At 56.7% G+C, this 15,531-nt stretch carries 16 protein-coding genes; 7 read left to right on the top strand and 9 right to left on the bottom strand.

Annotation, left to right across the window (positions count from 1 at the left end; translation table 11 throughout):
- Positions 1 to 245: 245 nt before the first annotated feature.
- The 3 genes from HZB23_09615 to HZB23_09605 are packed head-to-tail and all read right to left on the bottom strand — an operon-like array spanning position 246 to position 1,968.
- Positions 246 to 791, bottom strand: a complete 546-nt coding sequence (locus tag HZB23_09615; GenBank protein MBI5844911.1) for a nucleoside deaminase — start codon at positions 789 to 791, stop codon at positions 246 to 248.
- Between the two features lie 15 nt (positions 792 to 806).
- Positions 807 to 1,400 carry a class I SAM-dependent methyltransferase gene (locus tag HZB23_09610; GenBank protein ID MBI5844910.1) on the bottom strand — a complete coding sequence of 198 codons (594 nt, stop codon included), beginning with the start codon at positions 1,398 to 1,400 and terminating at the stop codon, positions 807 to 809.
- Between the two features lie 16 nt (positions 1,401 to 1,416).
- Positions 1,417 to 1,968, bottom strand: a complete 552-nt coding sequence (locus HZB23_09605; protein MBI5844909.1) for a type I restriction enzyme HsdR N-terminal domain-containing protein — start codon at positions 1,966 to 1,968, stop codon at positions 1,417 to 1,419.
- 143 nt (positions 1,969 to 2,111) lie between these two features.
- Between HZB23_09605 and HZB23_09600 the strand changes: the two genes are divergently transcribed.
- From HZB23_09600 to HZB23_09570, 7 genes are all read left to right on the top strand, one after another.
- Positions 2,112 to 3,173: a deoxyguanosinetriphosphate triphosphohydrolase gene (locus tag HZB23_09600; GenBank protein MBI5844908.1), complete on the top strand. Its 1,062-nt coding sequence runs from the start codon at positions 2,112 to 2,114 to the stop codon at positions 3,171 to 3,173.
- A gap of 9 nt (positions 3,174 to 3,182) precedes the next feature.
- The gene (locus HZB23_09595) at positions 3,183 to 3,791 is read left to right on the top strand and encodes a YkgJ family cysteine cluster protein (protein ID MBI5844907.1); all 609 of its coding nucleotides are present in this window, start codon (positions 3,183 to 3,185) and stop codon (positions 3,789 to 3,791) included.
- A complete protein-coding gene (locus HZB23_09590) occupies positions 3,788 to 4,534 on the top strand; it encodes a YkgJ family cysteine cluster protein (protein ID MBI5844906.1) in 747 nt (248 codons plus the stop codon). Before HZB23_09595 ends, HZB23_09590 begins: the two co-directional genes overlap by 4 nt.
- A 168-nt stretch (positions 4,535 to 4,702) precedes the next feature.
- Positions 4,703 to 4,945 carry a hypothetical protein gene (locus tag HZB23_09585; protein ID MBI5844905.1) on the top strand — a complete coding sequence of 81 codons (243 nt, stop codon included), beginning with the start codon at positions 4,703 to 4,705 and terminating at the stop codon, positions 4,943 to 4,945.
- 470 nt (positions 4,946 to 5,415) lie between these two features.
- Positions 5,416 to 6,309: a toll/interleukin-1 receptor domain-containing protein gene (locus HZB23_09580; protein ID MBI5844904.1), complete on the top strand. Its 894-nt coding sequence runs from the start codon at positions 5,416 to 5,418 to the stop codon at positions 6,307 to 6,309.
- Between the two features lie 342 nt (positions 6,310 to 6,651).
- Positions 6,652 to 7,632, top strand: coding sequence for a KpsF/GutQ family sugar-phosphate isomerase (locus HZB23_09575; GenBank protein MBI5844903.1), 981 nt, complete (start codon positions 6,652 to 6,654; stop codon positions 7,630 to 7,632).
- A gap of 31 nt (positions 7,633 to 7,663) precedes the next feature.
- On the top strand, positions 7,664 to 9,079 hold the full coding sequence (locus tag HZB23_09570; protein MBI5844902.1) for an ATP-dependent 6-phosphofructokinase: 1,416 nt from the start codon (positions 7,664 to 7,666) through the stop codon (positions 9,077 to 9,079).
- 308 nt (positions 9,080 to 9,387) lie between these two features.
- Here the strand turns inward: HZB23_09570 and HZB23_09565 are convergent, their stop codons facing one another.
- The 6 genes from HZB23_09565 to HZB23_09540 form a co-directional block, all read right to left on the bottom strand.
- Positions 9,388 to 10,716 (bottom strand): 4Fe-4S dicluster domain-containing protein, encoded by a 1,329-nt coding sequence (locus tag HZB23_09565; GenBank protein ID MBI5844901.1) that lies wholly within the window; start codon positions 10,714 to 10,716, stop codon positions 9,388 to 9,390.
- A 36-nt stretch (positions 10,717 to 10,752) separates the two neighbouring features.
- On the bottom strand, positions 10,753 to 11,535 hold the full coding sequence (locus tag HZB23_09560) for a 2-hydroxyglutaryl-CoA dehydratase (GenBank protein ID MBI5844900.1): 783 nt from the start codon (positions 11,533 to 11,535) through the stop codon (positions 10,753 to 10,755).
- Between the two features lie 230 nt (positions 11,536 to 11,765).
- Positions 11,766 to 12,545: a 2-hydroxyglutaryl-CoA dehydratase gene (locus HZB23_09555; GenBank protein ID MBI5844899.1), complete on the bottom strand. Its 780-nt coding sequence runs from the start codon at positions 12,543 to 12,545 to the stop codon at positions 11,766 to 11,768.
- A gap of 201 nt (positions 12,546 to 12,746) precedes the next feature.
- Complete coding sequence (locus tag HZB23_09550) at positions 12,747 to 14,144, bottom strand: 2-hydroxyacyl-CoA dehydratase (GenBank protein MBI5844898.1); 1,398 nt, start codon at positions 14,142 to 14,144, stop codon at positions 12,747 to 12,749.
- Positions 14,137 to 15,228: a 2-hydroxyacyl-CoA dehydratase gene (locus HZB23_09545; protein ID MBI5844897.1), complete on the bottom strand. Its 1,092-nt coding sequence runs from the start codon at positions 15,226 to 15,228 to the stop codon at positions 14,137 to 14,139. The genes HZB23_09550 and HZB23_09545 overlap by 8 nt, the downstream gene beginning before the upstream one ends.
- Positions 15,229 to 15,333: 105 nt before the next feature.
- Positions 15,334 to 15,531 (bottom strand): hypothetical protein (locus HZB23_09540; GenBank protein MBI5844896.1); only part of this gene is annotated, 198 nt, incomplete at its 5' end.

The following is a 15,531-nucleotide window of genomic DNA, read 5'->3' as shown; positions in this document are numbered from 1 at the left end:
CAATCTTCCTCCAACGGTTCTGGAGTTTGAAAAATGGAACTAAACCCTTCTCCCCGTAATGAATGGAATCTAATTCGAATTGCACGATGTGTATTGAATTGGAACCCGCCCGCCATTCGGCGCATTTTCAGGATGAAACAAAGGCCCGATTGTGGCGGCTTGTCATCCGAAACTTCCGTGAGAGCTTTTTGAACGGAATGATGCAGTTTTGAAATTTTCACCAAAGGGGAAAATCGACATCAGGGTCAGTGTGGCAAATTCATGGTGTAGCGGCACAGGAAGGAGTCTTTAAGATAGGAATTTTTTTCGTCCGACCAGAATTTTTGAAACAGGGCAAGGCTTTCGCGCCTCATGACACCCTGCGCGATCACGGGGCTGATGCCGCTGTAAAGAGGAGGCAGAACCGTGAGGTCACAGGCGCATCCGCCGCCCATTGCATCTTCGTAAGCATACACCATTCTCGTGATTCCGTGAATCAGAAGCGATGCATAGCACATAAGGCAGGGTTCAAGGGTGGAATAGCAGATAATACCGGGTGCTGTAACATGGCCTCGTGCAAGAAGAGGCTCCACCTTGCGAAGAGCCACCATTTCGGCGTGGTCTACCTCGTTGGCAAGGCAGGAGGAGGTGCCGTCCCGGCGTCCGTCCGCCACGACGCGCCCTTCGTGCACCAGTACGCAGCCCACCGGAAACTCCCCCCGGTCGAGCGCCTCTTCGGCGAGTTTGATGGCCATGCCCATGAAATGGCCGTGACCGGCGCTTTCTTCCGCGCTGAAAAGTTTACCCGGCATCCTTTGAATCCCCGTTCATGGTTTTTGCGCCACGAACCAGCCGAAAAGGGACAGTAGGCGCTCCTGCCCGATTATTTTGAAGCCCGCCGCTGAAAGGGCTTTTCCGTATTCGTCGTGTGTGAATTCGGCCTCTTGGGGATGCTCGGCAACGGCCCTTACCAGAAAATTGGCCGTAAAGGGCCTGTAAACCTCCTCGGTGTAGAACCGCCCGCCTGGCTTCAACACCCGGAAGGCCTCTGCCACGGCCATTTTCCAGCCCGGAACATGGTGGATGATGCCGAAATCGAACACGGCGTCGTAGCTTGCGTCTGCGGCCTCCATGCGCTCCGCGTCGCCGGTGAAAAGGCGCACCCGGTCCCCGAAGCGGGCAAGTCTTCGCCGTGCGCGGGCCACCATGTCCGGGTCGAGATCAAAGGCGTCAACCTTTCCGGCACCGAAAACATCAAAAATGATTTCCGCACCCACTCCCTGGCCGCAGCCCATTTCAAGGGCTCTCGCGCCTTTTGTCGGCCCGCCAAGTTTGAGGAACTGCCGAGCCTCGTAATGGCGCTGGATGGCTGCCCGGATGGGGTTGTTCATGGCGAGTTTTTCACCCAGGGAAAGAAGCATGATCGTCTCCTTCGGGTCAGATTTTACAGCCGCCGTCATCACAATTGCACGCCCCCACCGCCTCGTAGGTGAAAAGTATCCTGCGTTCGGCGTCTTTCTGTTTTTCACTGACGGGGACGGGGATGAAAACCTGCGCCAGGGCCGCCAGTTCATCCCTTGACGGAATGGCCGGAAGCCCGCTTCCCGTAATTTTTCCCGTTCGTCCGTCAATGATCTCCGCATCCTCTCCGTTCGTCACCACCACCACAGGGACCTGATACGGGGCAACCAGGCGGGAGGCGGCAATGGCGGGGCGTTCGCGGGTGACCAGGGAGCCCGGCCCGTAGCGAAGGATCATGAGAATGTGCCCGTCCATCCTGGCCGCGATGTCCACCAGGACCTCGGCGCAGCGCCCAAGGTTTTCGAGACGGATGCTGACGCGGGGCTCAAGGCCTTCTTTCCGGTATCCTTTTTCGTCAAGAAGAAAGCGGGCGAGCTCCTGGCGATAACGTTCGTCGTGGGTGTCCGTGAGGGTTTCGCCCGTAAGAACGTCGGTCAGTGTTCCGAAGATGTAGACGTGCGAGTCCATTGATATTGATCATCTGTCGTAAGTGAGGTTCAGTTCACCATAACCTTTTCCGCGCGCCAAGTAAAGAAATCCCGCTTTACAAAAAGCGCCCCGTATGCAATCCGTAGCATTGGACATGAATGTATATCGGGAGACAGTGTTTGATGACCATTCGTGAGGATTTCGAGGCCAGGGAAAAGACATTTCTCTCGCCCTTCGCCTGCGCCAGCGCCGACTCAAAGGGCCGGAAACGCCACGAGGAGCCCTGCCTCCTGCGCACAGCCTTTCAGCGCGACCGCGATCGCATAGTCTATTCCAACGCATTTAGAAGGCTGAAGCACAAGACCCAGGTCTTTCTTTCACCCCTTGGCGACCATTACCGCACGCGCCTCACGCATACCCTGGAGGTTTCCGAGATAGCCCGCACCATAGCGCGGGCCATGCGCCTGAACGAGGACTTAACCGAGGCCATAGCCATGGGCCACGACCTTGGCCACACGCCCTTCGGCCACGGCGGGGAAATGGCTTTGAAGGAAATCTTCTCGGAGGATTTCGCCCACAACGAGCAGAGCCTTCGGGTGGTGGACCTTCTGGAGCACCGGGGGGCGGGGCTCAACCTGTCATATGAGGTGCGGGACGGAATCCTGAAGCACTCCAAGGGCTTCGGTACGATTCTGCCCACGGACGCCTGCGAAATGCCGCACACCCTGGAAGGCGCGGTGGTGAGGCTTAGCGACGTCATGGCCTATCTCAACCACGATCTGGACGACGCAGTGCGAAGCAGGGTTATAAGCCCTGACCAGATTCCCCTCCGGTGCGTGGAAACCCTTGGCAGCAGCCATTCCGTGCGGGTCACCACCATGATCCACGACCTTGTTTTCACGTCACGCGAGGAATCCGGCGCGTTTTGCCTCAGGTTTTCCAAGCCGGTGGATGAGGCCATGCTGATGCTTCGCAGCTTTCTTTACGACAACGTGTACCGCTCCCCAAAGGTCCACAGCGAATTCGTGAAGGCCAAAAAAATTCTGGTGGAGCTATTCCTGTACCTTCTGGACAGGGAAAACGTGGCCCAGTTCAGGCGCTGCCTGGCCGATCTGGAGCTTTCTTCCGAACCGGAAAAGGCCGTGCCGGACCGCCGGAGCGTGTGCGATCTCGTAGCCTCAATGACCGACCGCTACGCCCTGGACCTCTACAAATCGCTCTTTTTCCCCACTCCGCGCTTCTGAGAGGGCTGAATGGATATCCCCGCCCTGTCGAAAATGGAGCCGCCGGAATTCCGGGCCGCCCTTTGGGGCCTTTTTGCCGAAATGGACGCGGCCTACGAAAAGGCGTCGTCGGATACGGGCTTTGCCTGCACCGGCTGCGAAGACAACTGTTGCTTGACCTGGTTTCACCATCACACCCTGGCCGAGGTTCTGGCCATTTACGACGGATTTTGCCGCCTGCCGGAAAATGCCAGAAGCCTTTCGGCTCAAAAGGCGCAGGATGTGCTTGAGGCGCTGAAAATCCATAACGACACAGAAGGCCCCTTTCGGGCCTGGTGCCCACTGAATTTTGACGGGCGCTGCGCGGCCTACGCGCACCGGCCCATGATCTGCCGCCTGCACGGGCTGAGCTGGAAAATGACCCTTCCCCACGGCATCGTTCAACAGGGTCCGGGCTGCGAAATTTTCGGGCGGCGGTCGTCCGCAGCCCAAGAGCCCGCCCTTGACCGCACGCCATTTTACCGCCGTCTGGCGGCCCTGGAGAAGGATTTGCGCTCATCCCTTTCGTTTAGCGGAAGAATTCGCCTGAGCGTGGCCGAAACCATAGCCATGTTCGCCCCGCCCTTGGAGGAGCCATGAAGGAGATTTCCGAACAAGACCTGGAAAACCGGGGCGGCAAAATATTGAAACCCGGCGACACCTTCTGCTTTGAATGCAGGCCGGAATTAACCTGCTTCAACCTCTGCTGCAGGAACCTCAATCTTTTCCTTTATCCATACGATGTCATACGGCTTCGGAAAAACCTCGGCATAAGCTCCGGCGAGTTTCTCGACCGCCACGCCGACATCGTTCTTCGCCCCGGCGAATCCTTTCCGTCGGTTTTGCTCTCAATGGCCGAAAACGCGGAAAAAACCTGCCCCTTTCTGACGGAAAAGGGCTGCGGGGTCTACCCGGACCGGCCCTGGGCCTGCCGCAGCTTTCCCACCGAGCACGGTATGGATTTTGACGAGGCCACCGGAAAATCCACCCCGGTAAACCTTTTCCGCCCGCCGGATTTCTGCGAGGGACGGCATGAAAAAAGGGAATGGTCCGTCGAAAAGTGGCTCAATAACCAGAACGCGGTGATTTACTACGAGATGACCGGACTCTGGGCGGATTTCCTGCGATGGTTTTCATCGGCCCCCCCAAAAATCGCCGGAGCCTTTGACAAGCGGGCGAAAATGGCCTTCATGGCCTCCTACAACATCGACGAATTCCGGGCCTTCGTGTTCGAGAGCACCTTTCTTAAAAGATTTTCCGTCGATAAGGCCCAAAAAAAGAAGCTCAAGACCGACGACGCGGCTCTTTTGAAGTTCGGCCTGGAGTGGATTCTGAAATGGTGACAGGCTGCCCGGTTTTTGATATGATTGGAAATATCAGCGTTATATTTGGCCAGTTACCGCTGTCCTGCTTGGTGGCGACCGCCTTGCTTGTTTTTCTTACAGGCATTATAATTTGAATCATGGGTTTTTTCATTGAGCCTGTAGGATGGAAATGATAGGAGGCTCCGAATGGGAACCACACAAATACTGGTAAGCCTGGATGACGAAACAGTGGCGCAGTTGGGGGCTCTTGTGAAAAATGGCGGGTATACCAGCCTGGACAGCGTTGTCGCGGAATCGATAGCAATGCGTCTTGCTTTGGGCCGCAGCAAAAGCCTTGCAGAGCAGTGCGCCCTGCTGGACCCCGAAAACGAAAAGGCCCTTGCCGAGGAAGGCATGTCAGAGGCGCTTCGATCATGGCCGACGCACTGAAAAAGAAGCTCAAAACCGACGACGCGGCCCTTCTCAAATTCGGCCTGGACTGGGTGCTCAAAAACGTCGCGGGGTGACCTGTCTGGTGCTTTATACTATTCATAGTCGGAAGTTCGGTTGGGTGGTTCCGCGCAAAGCGAGTTTTCACCCAACAGCACAGGAAAAGATCGGTCGGCACGGAATTTCCCTTCTTGCTCTCCCCCAAAGCAAAATCGATATAGGTCGAAATGCCCCGTTTCGAGCATTGCCTACAGGAACGCATCCGCAATCCATAAGATGCACAGTAAGTTTTCTAAAAAGGTTGCAATATATAGTCGGGATATTGTAGGTAATAGCACAATTAGAAATATACTAACTATAACGTGGCTATGCCGTGGTTGCCCCTGGCAACTCGTTGCCGGGGTGCGACGCACAAGAGGTTTACCAAGGGCGTTGCCTAAATAACACAAGCCTACGCAAGGAAAAAAAACATGTCCACCAAGGTATTCATAAGTTGGAGTGGTGACTTGAGCAGGAAGCTCGGCGAGGCGTTGCGCAATTGGCTCCCCGCAACTTTGCAATACGTAAAACCCTATTTTTCACCTGATGACATTGAAAAAGGGGCAAAATGGAATTCTGAAATTGGTAAAGAGTTGGAAACTTCTAATATTGGAATTGTTTGCCTGACGCAGGACAATACTGATAAGCCGTGGATACTATTTGAATCTGGTGCATTATCAAAGTGCTTGGATAAATCACGAGTGTGTACATTGCTTTTTAACTTGGATACTGCAGATGTAAAAGGGCCTTTGACAAGTTTCCAGGCAACTAGGTTTATGCGTGAAGACTTTAAGAGGCTTATCGGTGTAATTAATAACACTGGAGGTGAATCAAAATTGGAGTCTTCAGTTCTAGATAGCGTATTTGAAATGTGGTGGCCAAAGTTGGAAAAACAGATATCTGAAATTTTGGCAACACATGATAATGGAACAAAGAGACCACAGCGACCTGATAGAGATATCCTTGAGGAAATACTTCAACTGACAAGAATGAATGCAGAACGAGCACATAAATTGCCTGAGATTTCACCAGGTGCAATAGTTGATTTGGTCGATGGTATCTTTGACTTACTATATCTTTTGGAACGTGATAATCGCGACCTATCATCAGTGTTTTTAAAGCGCTTGGAGAATCCATTAAGTTATATTTGCCAAAAAGCAGGCGTTATAGAGAAGTATGATCGTTATCGAATGCATTTTGATGAAAGTATGCGTGAAAATCTTTGTGTCACCAAAGCAGGAAAGGTAGAACTAGAATTTGATGAGGTAGCCAAAAAACAGCGCAGAGCAACCCGAGGCACCAGCAGTGGAATAGTGTTAGCCTAAAGAACCTGGAAGGGGTGTTTGAGTGGCGGGGAGCTTGTTCCCATCGTATGGACAAACCCCATGTCGAAATATTGCGTTTGTTGTAAAGAGGTGGTTACAAGCCGGTAGGTTTTCTCGTCACACGGGGCAGATCTGAAACACGCAACCTCATCATTGCCTACCTGCAACCTTCCCGAAATGCCCGCGCCCATGCCATCCCGGTCGCAGGTTCCGGTTTTTCGCCGTCATCAAAAGAAGCAAGCCCTGCCCGGCCGGTCCCTGTTTGATCAATCTTGATTTCATCACCGGAACCTGCCAAAGTTAGAGGGGAAGGAGTTTACCTGATCTATGGAATCAAAAGACATGATCCTGGAAAAGGCCAGGGAGGTCATAGAAACCGAGGCCAGCGGAGTGGCCGGACTGGCGGCCCGCCTGGACGGGCAGTTCGTCACCCTGGTGGAGTGGATTCTGGCCGCAAAGGGCAGGGTGGTGGTGGCGGGCATCGGAAAATCGGGGCTCGTGGGCCGCAAGATCGTGGCCACCTTGAACAGCACCGGAACCCCCAGCCTCTTTCTTCACCCGGTGGAGGCGGTTCACGGGGATTTGGGCATGGTGGGCAAGGACGACGTTTTCCTGGCCCTCTCCAATTCCGGGGAAACCGACGAGCTGAACGTGCTGATCCCAAGCATTCGTCGCATAGGCTGCCCGGTGGCGGCCCTTACCGGAAAGCCCGATTCCACCCTGGCCAACATGAGCGACCTTGTGATAGATGTGGGAGTCGAGCGCGAAGCCTGCCCCCTGGGCCTCGCCCCCACGTCCAGCACCACGGCCCTCATGGCCATGGGCGACGCGCTCGCAGTGGTCCTGATCGAAAAACACCACTTCACGGCCAGGGATTTTCGGAAGTTCCACCCGGGCGGGGCGCTCGGGCAGCGCCTTTCGGCCAAGGTGGCCTCGCTCATGCTCACCGGCGACCGGGTGCCTGCGGTGCCCATGGACACGCCACTTACCGAGGCGGTTGCCGAAATGGATCGCATGGATCTTGGCGCGGTTCTTGTGACGGACGACAGGTTCCGCCTTTGCGGTATAATTACCGACGGCGATTTGCGGCGGCTTCTCTTGAAATCCGAAAGCCTTGCCGGCCACGTTGCAAGCGACGCCATGACAATAGACCCCAAGGCCGTGCTTCCCGACCACCCGGCGGGGGAGGCCCTGAACCTCATGGAAAACCACCTGATAACGGTTCTGGCCGTGACCGACCAGGATCGCAAGGTGCTTGGAATACTTCATCTCCACGACATTCTGGGTAAGGGCGAGGTGCGCTTTAACGGCGCGAGCGCCTGATGGCCGTTCCTTTTACATCTATGGAGGCCCGATGAAACAGCCGTCGACCAAAAATCCCAAGGCCAAATCTGCGCCAAAAAAAGCCACGGTGAAAACCCCGAACCCGGAAACAGCGGGCCAGCCGTCTGTCGAGCCCTCCATACCCACGGGCATCGACACCCTGGGGGCCGCGAAGATTCCCTCCCCCCTTTTCAGGGACGGCAAGGAGGACGGGGAATTACTGTTCGTAAAGGATACCGACCGCATCCTCATGAACATCGACGCGGGCGAGGTTCTCGAAACCATGAGGGCCGGGAAGATTCCCGCGTCCTTTGAAAAGGCCGGGCCCAGGGCAGACATCTTCTTCAACCCGGCCATGCTGCGCTGCGCTATCGTCACCTGCGGGGGGCTCTGCCCCGGCTTGAACGACATCATCCGGTCAATAGTCCTGGAGCTTCACTACAGGTACCACGTGCCCACGGTTTACGGGGTGAAATTCGGCCTTGCCGGGTTCATCCCCGAATACCGCTATCCGCTGGTGAGCCTCACGCCGGACAGGGTGCGCGCCATTCACGAGATGGGCGGCACCATCCTTGGTTCCAGCCGGGGGGCCCAGGATTTCAGCAAGATCGTGGACTGCCTGGAAATCCAGAACATCGGCCTTCTTTTCATAATCGGCGGCGAGGGCACCATCATGGCCGCCACAAAAATCTGCAACGAGATAGAGAAGCGCGGGGTCAACATAGGCGTGGTGGCCATTCCCAAGACCATAGACAACGACATCTATCTGGTGGAGCGCTCTTTCGGCTTCGACACCGCCGTTGAAATGGCCACGGCGGCCATAAGAAGCGCCCATACCGAGGCCGAGGGCTTCCCCAACGGAATAGGGCTCGTGAAGCTCATGGGCCGGAACGCGGGATTCATTGCCGCAACGGCGGTGCTGGCCCAGCAGGACGTAAATTTCGCCCTGATACCGGAATCGGACTTTGATCTGGCGGGCGAACACGGCCTTCTGGCGGCCCTGGAGGCGCGGCTCGCACACCGGGGCCACGGGGTGATCGTTGTGGCCGAGGGCGCTGGCCAGAGGTTCTTCCCGGACACCCCGGAAAACCGCGACGCCTCCGGCAACAAGAAGCTGCAGGACATAGGCGGGTATCTGAAAAACGAGATCATCGCCCATTTCGCCAAAAAGAAAATCGAGATCAACCTAAAATACATCGACCCCAGCTACATGATAAGAAGCCTGCCCGCCAACTCCAACGACACGGTGTTCTGCTCTGCCCTGGCCAGAAACGCCGTTCACGCGGGAATGGCCGGAAAGACGCGGCTTCTGGCGGGCTTCTGGAAGGGCGAGTTCGTCCACGTTCCCCTTGACGCAACAGCCGGAAAACACAAGAAGATCAATCCCAACGGCGGGCTATGGCAGGCGGTCCTGGAAGCCACGGGCCAGGGACCCCTGAAGAACTGAGAGCGCGAACTGCTGTGTAAGGCTTCACCGGTAAGGGCGTCGCGTACAGGAGTACGCGTCCTTCCTTACCGCCTTGCCTTCCTTGCATTTCATCGCTCTCAGTCCTTCAGGACGCGGCTTCGATAATGGAAAGAGCAAGGCTGAACAAGCGCTTTGATATCGCCTTTGAAACCGGCTGGTGCGTAAGGCCGATCACAAGCGATGAAATGCAAGGAAAACGAGCCGGGCGCGGGCGTAAGCGTATCGAGATACGTGCGCACCGCGCCCGGTGAAGTTTGACACAGCAGTTCGCGCTTGTGGTCGGCCGTTCAAAGCTCCGTCATCCAGCCCTTGCCGGTAAGTTTAGCCCCTGCTGTCATGGCCGAGAGGAAGGTTGAGCGCAGCATGTCGCTCATCAGGGCCTTTTTGACAGGCGTGAGCTTGAAAAAGGCCCCCAGCATGGGCCGCAGAACCTGGTGGGTGAGGCTTGACGGGTCGTCGAAAAGCTGGTTCTGTATGGTTCCCCGGTCAAGGGTCTGGAGCATGAGCCTGTGGAAGGTGGTTTCGGGCTGAATCACCCGCTGTTCCCGCTTTTTCAGGCGCAGTGCCGCCGTGTCGCACGACAGGGCGCAGACCCCGCAACCCAGGCAGATTTCCTCGTTCACCCTGGGCTCTTTCTTCTTTTTCTTGCCGCTTTTGAGCATCGCGCCGGAAGGTGCCGCCTCCATGGTGATCGCGCCGATGGGGCAGGCCTTTGCGCATTTTCCGCAGCCGATGCATTCCTCCTGGGCGATTTTTGCGATGAAGCGGCTGGTTACGATGGTGTTGGGATAGCCGAATTTGCTCACTCCCTGCAAAACCGTGCAGCAGCAGCCGCAGCACTGGCAGATCATGCGGATGTTGCGCTGAACGTTGTCGGCGTTTAGCACCAGCCCCATTTCGCGGGAGGTTTTCAGGTTTTCCAGCATCTGCTGCTTGGAGACTTCCTTGCCGAAACCGTGGCGGATTATGTAATCGGCCGCCATTCCGAATGACGTGCAGGTTTCAAGGGGAACGTCGCAGTGCTTTTCATTCAGGTGATGCTTCTTGTGGCGGCAGGAGCAGATGCCAATGGCGAAGCGGTCGGTGGCGTCCACCAGGGCCTCTGCCTTCTCGTAATCCAGCACCTCCACGCAGGTGTCCGGGTGTATGGCTTGACCGTGGGGGACCGTCCGCATCACGCTTGTAATCTGCCCGTTTCCGAAATTGGCCTCGTAAACCGCGCTGTCGCCCTGCATGTAATCATGGAAGAAGGAGGCCATCTGCTTGAAATCGACCTTGCCGTCCGTGCGCATCATGGTGAACTCGAAAAGGCCGATAACGAGGGGCGAGGGCACGTAAACCTTCTCGCCGTTCGAGAAAATGTCCATCACCAGCCCCTTGGACGCAAGGCCTTCCAGGATGCCGGCGAGCTTCGCTTCGGGGATTTTAACGGCCTTTGCGATGCGCTTCACCGTGGAGAAGGTGTAGGGCATCCCGATTACGACCTCGGCTTCCTCCGGGCTGTAGAGGTGCTTTAAAATCTCGAAGAAGACCTCCTTTTGGGGGGCCCTCACCCAGAGGTTGTCCAGCTTTTCGCCCAAGTCCCTGTAAACGTCCCGTGCCACCAGATGACCCATGTCGCCCTCCGGCCTTTTCTGTCCTTTTTCAAGTGGTCATTTTCCCGAGGCAGCATCAGCCGCGATGAGCGCCGCCCCTAGCGCACCCATCAACTGGGGGTCTTCGGAAGGGGTGAGAAGCGTTATTCCAAGGGCTATTTCTAGGGCCTTTTTCACGCCCTTGTTTTTGGCGACCCCTCCCGTGAAGGCGACCTTGCCGTCAATGCCGATGCTCTTGGCGAGAGACGCCACCCGGCCCGCCAGGGCGTTGTGAAGGCCCTTGATGATGGCCCCGGTTTCCACGCCCCGGTTAACCAGGCTCACCACCTCGGTTTCCGCGAAAACCACGCACTGGTTGGAAATCCGCACCTCGTTTTCGGATGAAAGAGCGAGATCGCCGAAGTCGTCAAGGGCCACTTCCAGGGTCTCGGCCATGACTTCCAGAAAACGCCCGGTTCCCGACGCGCACTTGTCGTTGTAGGCGTAGCGGACAACATCGCCTTTTTCGTCGACGCGGGCCGCCTTGGCGTCCTGTCCGCCTATGTCGATTATTGCGCGGGCTTCGGGCAGAAGAAAGTGGATTCCCCTTGCGTGGCAGGCTATTTCGCTGGCCACCTGATGAACGAAGGGAATCTGTTTTCTTCCGTAGCCGGTTGCCACGTAAAAGCCGATCTCGCTTTTTTTGATTCCGCTTTCCTTTATAGCCAGCTCCAGGGCTTTTTCCGCGCTTTCGGCGGGCTTGGGGGTGACCCTTGAAACCGCCTTGGCCACGATCTTTCCGTTATCCAGCACCACGGCCTTGGCCGTGAGGGAGCCTACGTCGATTCCTGCTACCAGCATGGTTTAGCTCCTTTTATCAGCCTGTCCAAAAACGCGAACTGCTGCGTCACGCTTCGCAGCGCGGGTCGTCATGTACGAAAAGTACTACTCCTCCCCGCGCTGCTCGCGTTCCTTGCATTTCATCGTTTTTATCCAGGCTGTGCATTTCACCCTTTTTCAATGGGCTGTTATCTTTTGCGGCCCTTCCATCCCCTGGTGGGACTCAGGCGGAAAGGGGCGGGGGTGTTCGATCAGGCGGCGCTCTTTTGGGCGATCAAAGCTGCTCCAATGGCCCCGGCCAGCTGCGGGTCGGCCTTCCTTGGAATCACTATGCGGGTGCCTAACAGCTTTTCCAGGGCGCGGACCACGCCGGTGTTCTTGGCCACTCCGCCCGTCATGCAGATTTCGCGCTCCACCCTGACGGCGTTGGCCAGGGTGGCCACGCGCCCGGCCATGGCGTTGTTGATTCCCGCACCAATGTCTTCGATGGACTCGCCGGAGTTGATGTAGCTGATGACGTCCGCCTGGGCCCAGACCGTGCAGGTGGAGGCAAGCGTCAGGGGAACCTTGGCGTGCTCGGAGAGCTTGCCAAGCATGGACACGTCCACGTTCAGGACCTTGGCCATGACTTCCAGGAAGCGGCCGGTTCCGGCAGCGCACTTGTCGTTGGCCAGGAACTTCACCACGTTTCCTTCCGCGTCGAGCCGCATGGCCTTGCAGTCCTGGCCGCCGATGTCGATGACGGTGTTGGCCGTGGGCACAAGGTAACGCGCGCCGGTTGCGTGGCAGACTATTTCGGAATGAATCTCGTCCACGAAGGTGATGTTTTCGCGCCCGTAGCCCGTGCCGACCAGTTTCGCCACGTCGCTTCTGGAAAGTTTGGCCGCTTCCAGAGCCTCATTAAGAACCTTTTCGGCGGTTTCGGCGGGCCTTGTGCGGCTTCTTATTACCGCCTGCCCCAGAATCCTGGTTCCCTTCATCACAACGGCCTTGCTGGTGAGCGACCCTACGTCGCATCCTGCCGTGATCATGATATTTTCTCCCTCAAAGCAAAAGGGTTGTGGTTTGTGTTTTTTACCCTTGCCCAACGCATCCCGATATATCAACACGGGTTGGCGCTGTGCTTTCGGTAGGTTGGGTGGTTCAGCGCGCAAGCGCTGGTTCACCCAACATTTATAATTCGCGGCGCTCCTGTTGGGTGAACCCCGGCCTTTGGCCATGAACCACCCAACCTACGGGGAAGCCAAGCCCCTTAGCTCAAAGAACTCCTCTAAGCGGTGCCTCGTGGCCTCCCAGGACTCCACCCGGTCGTCAAAGGCGTCGCTTGCAATGACATGGGTCGGCAGGCCCATTTTTTCAAGGTCTGAAACGATGAGCTTCACCATGCCCCAGGTGTTGCGGCAGCCCGGAGTGCCTGAGTAGATGGTAAGATCAGCCGAGAGTTCCTTGGCGAGCTTGGTGACTTCCTCCAGCCACATTTCCGGGGAATCGTAGGGGCCGCGAATCTGCTTCACCATGGGAAGGCGGCTGTTCTGCATGGCAAGGGAGTCGATCATGGCATCCAGGGTCTCGGTTTCGGTCTTGTAGCCCTGGCCCTGGGAATAGAAGGCGTCGTCCTGGTAGAAGCGGTCCAGAATTCCGCCGAGATGCGTTATTCCAAGGCCGTCCAGGAAGTTGAACAGGGGCAGGTTGGCCGCGTAGTGATCTATATAGATGAAGAGGCAGCGCTTGTTTTCCACGCCGCTGGCGTTTCCGGGCTTGCCTGCCTTGGCGTTTTCCTTGGCCTTTTTCACCATGGCCTCCAAAAGCCTGGTGCATTGGGGAAGGCCGGCCAGGGTGAAGCGTATGGCGTAGATGAAAAGGTTGTAAATGCCGGGAACCGGGCTCGGAATAAGGCGCTGCATGTCCTGTATCTCGCAGATGAGCTCGTCTTGTTTACGCATTTCAAGCATGAGCTCGCGCAGGCGGTTGACATCCAGCTTGTTTCCGGTCTGCTCCTCGAGGAAAGCGATCATGTTCTTGAAATCAGCCCTGTGGTAGGTTCTCGAACGTTCGTCCGTGAGGGTGGGCGGATAATTCAACTGGTAAAAGGGGATGTTGAAGTGGGCCGCAGCGAACGAGAATGAATTCGCGTTGGTGTCGCAGATGCCGGGCGTGTTGATGCACACGAAATCCGGCTTTTCTGCGATCCCGGCCAGAAAGGCCCCCAGGGAGCCGCGCTGGGACGAGCACGATGTTTCGGTGAACCCCGTTTCTATGCACACGTCCATCAATTCGCCCATGGCGCTTTTGCGAACCAGCGTACCGCAGACCGTGAGTATTTCCAGCACCTGGGGCACTATGCCCATTGCGTGAAAAATGACGGGTGACTGGCAGAAGGTGGAAAAGCATAGCTTTTTTCCCTCCTTGTGGGCGTTCAAAACCATTGTGGTGTAAGATGAAAAGGCTTCCAGGAAAAGGATTCCGGGTTCGCCAAGGCTGATCAGGGCGTCTATGAGGTCCCTGAAGTGAGGCATCCGGCCAAGGAGTTTTTCGTACTCTTTTTTCGTGCCGGTGGCCACCGTGGGGGCCAGGGACAGAATGCTGTTGATGGCCTCTATGTATCCGTATTCGGTGAGTTCCTTACGCATGACGCCCTCCTTGCTTGCCAGCCCCCTTGGCTATGGTTTCCAGAAACGCCCCCACCCGCATCCTGACGCGCCCCTCGTCGGCCAGGGAGCCGTATTCCCGCTCTATTCGGATGGCCGGTATCCCGCCCTTTTCCATGCGCTTTTCAAAAAGGCCGTTTTCCGAGCCGTGCAGGTCGCAAAACCGTATGTTCTGGAAAATGATGCCGTCGGCCTTGGAATCCTCGTATTTTTTGAGGATGAGGTCGAAGCGGTCCTTGGTGTAGCCGAACATCCTGGGGCAGAACTGCTCGTTGAGATAATGCCGGGCGAGCCTCAGCCAGACGCTTTCCGACCCGTCCACCGCCCCCTGGTTGGCGCGGGCTCCGAAGCACACGGTGTCGGCGGAAACGTAAGCGCCCTCGTGCTCTATGGCTTCTATGAGGGCCAGATCGTCCACCACCGAGCCTGCCAGAAGAATGCGCAGCTTGCCGGAAAGGTTGATTCCGGGCGCGGCTTCGAGGTGATCCAGAAGGGTTTTCAACAGCCCGTTGTAGGTTTCCTTGGGCATGGCCGTGGAGGCCAGAACAATGGCCATTGCCTGGCTGCCCGTAAGGGGCGGGTCATCCTTGAACCGGATATCCTCCAGCCTGAGCAGGAGGCTCCTTGTCTCGTTGTGTACGGCAACAGCCTTCTCAAGGGCCTCCGGGGTGATGGCGACGTTGAAGTGCTTTTCCATCTCACCGGCGAATTTTTCGATCTCCTCGGCAAACCACTTGATGCTGTAATCCGTAACCTTGTGGGGTACGCCGAAGTAGTGGAAAAAGCCCGGCATGTGGGCGCTTTTTTCAACTGCGGCCTTGCGCCAGCATTCGTCGAGCCTGCGCATGGAATCGCAGGCCTGCACCATTACCGCCCCGTCCAGGAAGTTTAAGCGCCCGTCACCGGCGTTTTGCAGAATGGCCTTGGGACAGGAGCAGATGAAGGGGCCGAAATAGGTGTCGCCTATGGCCGTTGAGGTGATTTCGATACCGCGCAGGCGATATGGTAAAAGCCCGGCAGCGGTGACCACTTCCTCCGGCACGTGGGAGCACACGTGGCCCACCACTTTTTTGCCTTCGGCCTTCCACTCCTAAAGCACCGGGTTGTTGACCCTGGTGGCCGCTTCCATGAATAATGACATGATTCCGTCAGGTGTCGTCTTGCTCATGGATCAGGCCTCCTTTGCGCCGTGAATCAAGTCGGAAAGAGCCGAAAGGGCGCTTTGCATGTCATCGTTGTAGTCATCCTCGCAGGGGCGGCACATGCGGCAGAAACCGACGATGACCTCGGATGTCACGGCCCGGCCAAAGGGCTTGGCCGCTTTTTCCATGTCGGCCATGAGCCACTTTACGGTTTGGGCGATTTCTGA

This window comes from Deltaproteobacteria bacterium (genome assembly GCA_016235345.1).
Classification (GTDB): Bacteria; Desulfobacterota; Desulfobacteria; order Desulfobacterales; family Desulfatibacillaceae; genus JACRLG01.
Note: the sequence above shows the minus strand (reverse complement) of the source record. Positions and strands in the feature narration are given on the sequence as shown.

Excerpts from the sequence above, each read along its gene's own strand:
- HZB23_09555 (MBI5844899.1), bottom strand. The coding sequence starts at position 12,545 with ATGATCACGGCAGGATGCGACGTAGGGTCGCTCACCAGCAAGGCCGTT.
- HZB23_09570 (MBI5844902.1), top strand. The coding sequence starts at position 7,664 with ATGAAACAGCCGTCGACCAAAAATCCCAAGGCCAAATCTGCGCCAAAA.
- HZB23_09590 (MBI5844906.1), top strand. The coding sequence starts at position 3,788 with ATGAAGGAGATTTCCGAACAAGACCTGGAAAACCGGGGCGGCAAAATA.
- HZB23_09600 (MBI5844908.1), top strand. The coding sequence starts at position 2,112 with ATGACCATTCGTGAGGATTTCGAGGCCAGGGAAAAGACATTTCTCTCG.
- HZB23_09580 (MBI5844904.1), top strand. The coding sequence starts at position 5,416 with ATGTCCACCAAGGTATTCATAAGTTGGAGTGGTGACTTGAGCAGGAAG.
- HZB23_09595 (MBI5844907.1), top strand. The coding sequence starts at position 3,183 with ATGGATATCCCCGCCCTGTCGAAAATGGAGCCGCCGGAATTCCGGGCC.
- HZB23_09615 (MBI5844911.1), bottom strand. The coding sequence starts at position 791 with ATGCCGGGTAAACTTTTCAGCGCGGAAGAAAGCGCCGGTCACGGCCAT.
- HZB23_09610 (MBI5844910.1), bottom strand. The coding sequence starts at position 1,400 with ATGCTTCTTTCCCTGGGTGAAAAACTCGCCATGAACAACCCCATCCGG.
- HZB23_09575 (MBI5844903.1), top strand. The coding sequence starts at position 6,652 with ATGATCCTGGAAAAGGCCAGGGAGGTCATAGAAACCGAGGCCAGCGGA.
- HZB23_09585 (MBI5844905.1), top strand. The coding sequence starts at position 4,703 with ATGGGAACCACACAAATACTGGTAAGCCTGGATGACGAAACAGTGGCG.
- HZB23_09560 (MBI5844900.1), bottom strand. The coding sequence starts at position 11,535 with ATGCTGGTAGCAGGAATCGACGTAGGCTCCCTCACGGCCAAGGCCGTG.
- HZB23_09565 (MBI5844901.1), bottom strand. The coding sequence starts at position 10,716 with ATGGGTCATCTGGTGGCACGGGACGTTTACAGGGACTTGGGCGAAAAG.
- HZB23_09550 (MBI5844898.1), bottom strand. The coding sequence starts at position 14,144 with ATGCGTAAGGAACTCACCGAATACGGATACATAGAGGCCATCAACAGC.
- HZB23_09605 (MBI5844909.1), bottom strand. The coding sequence starts at position 1,968 with ATGGACTCGCACGTCTACATCTTCGGAACACTGACCGACGTTCTTACG.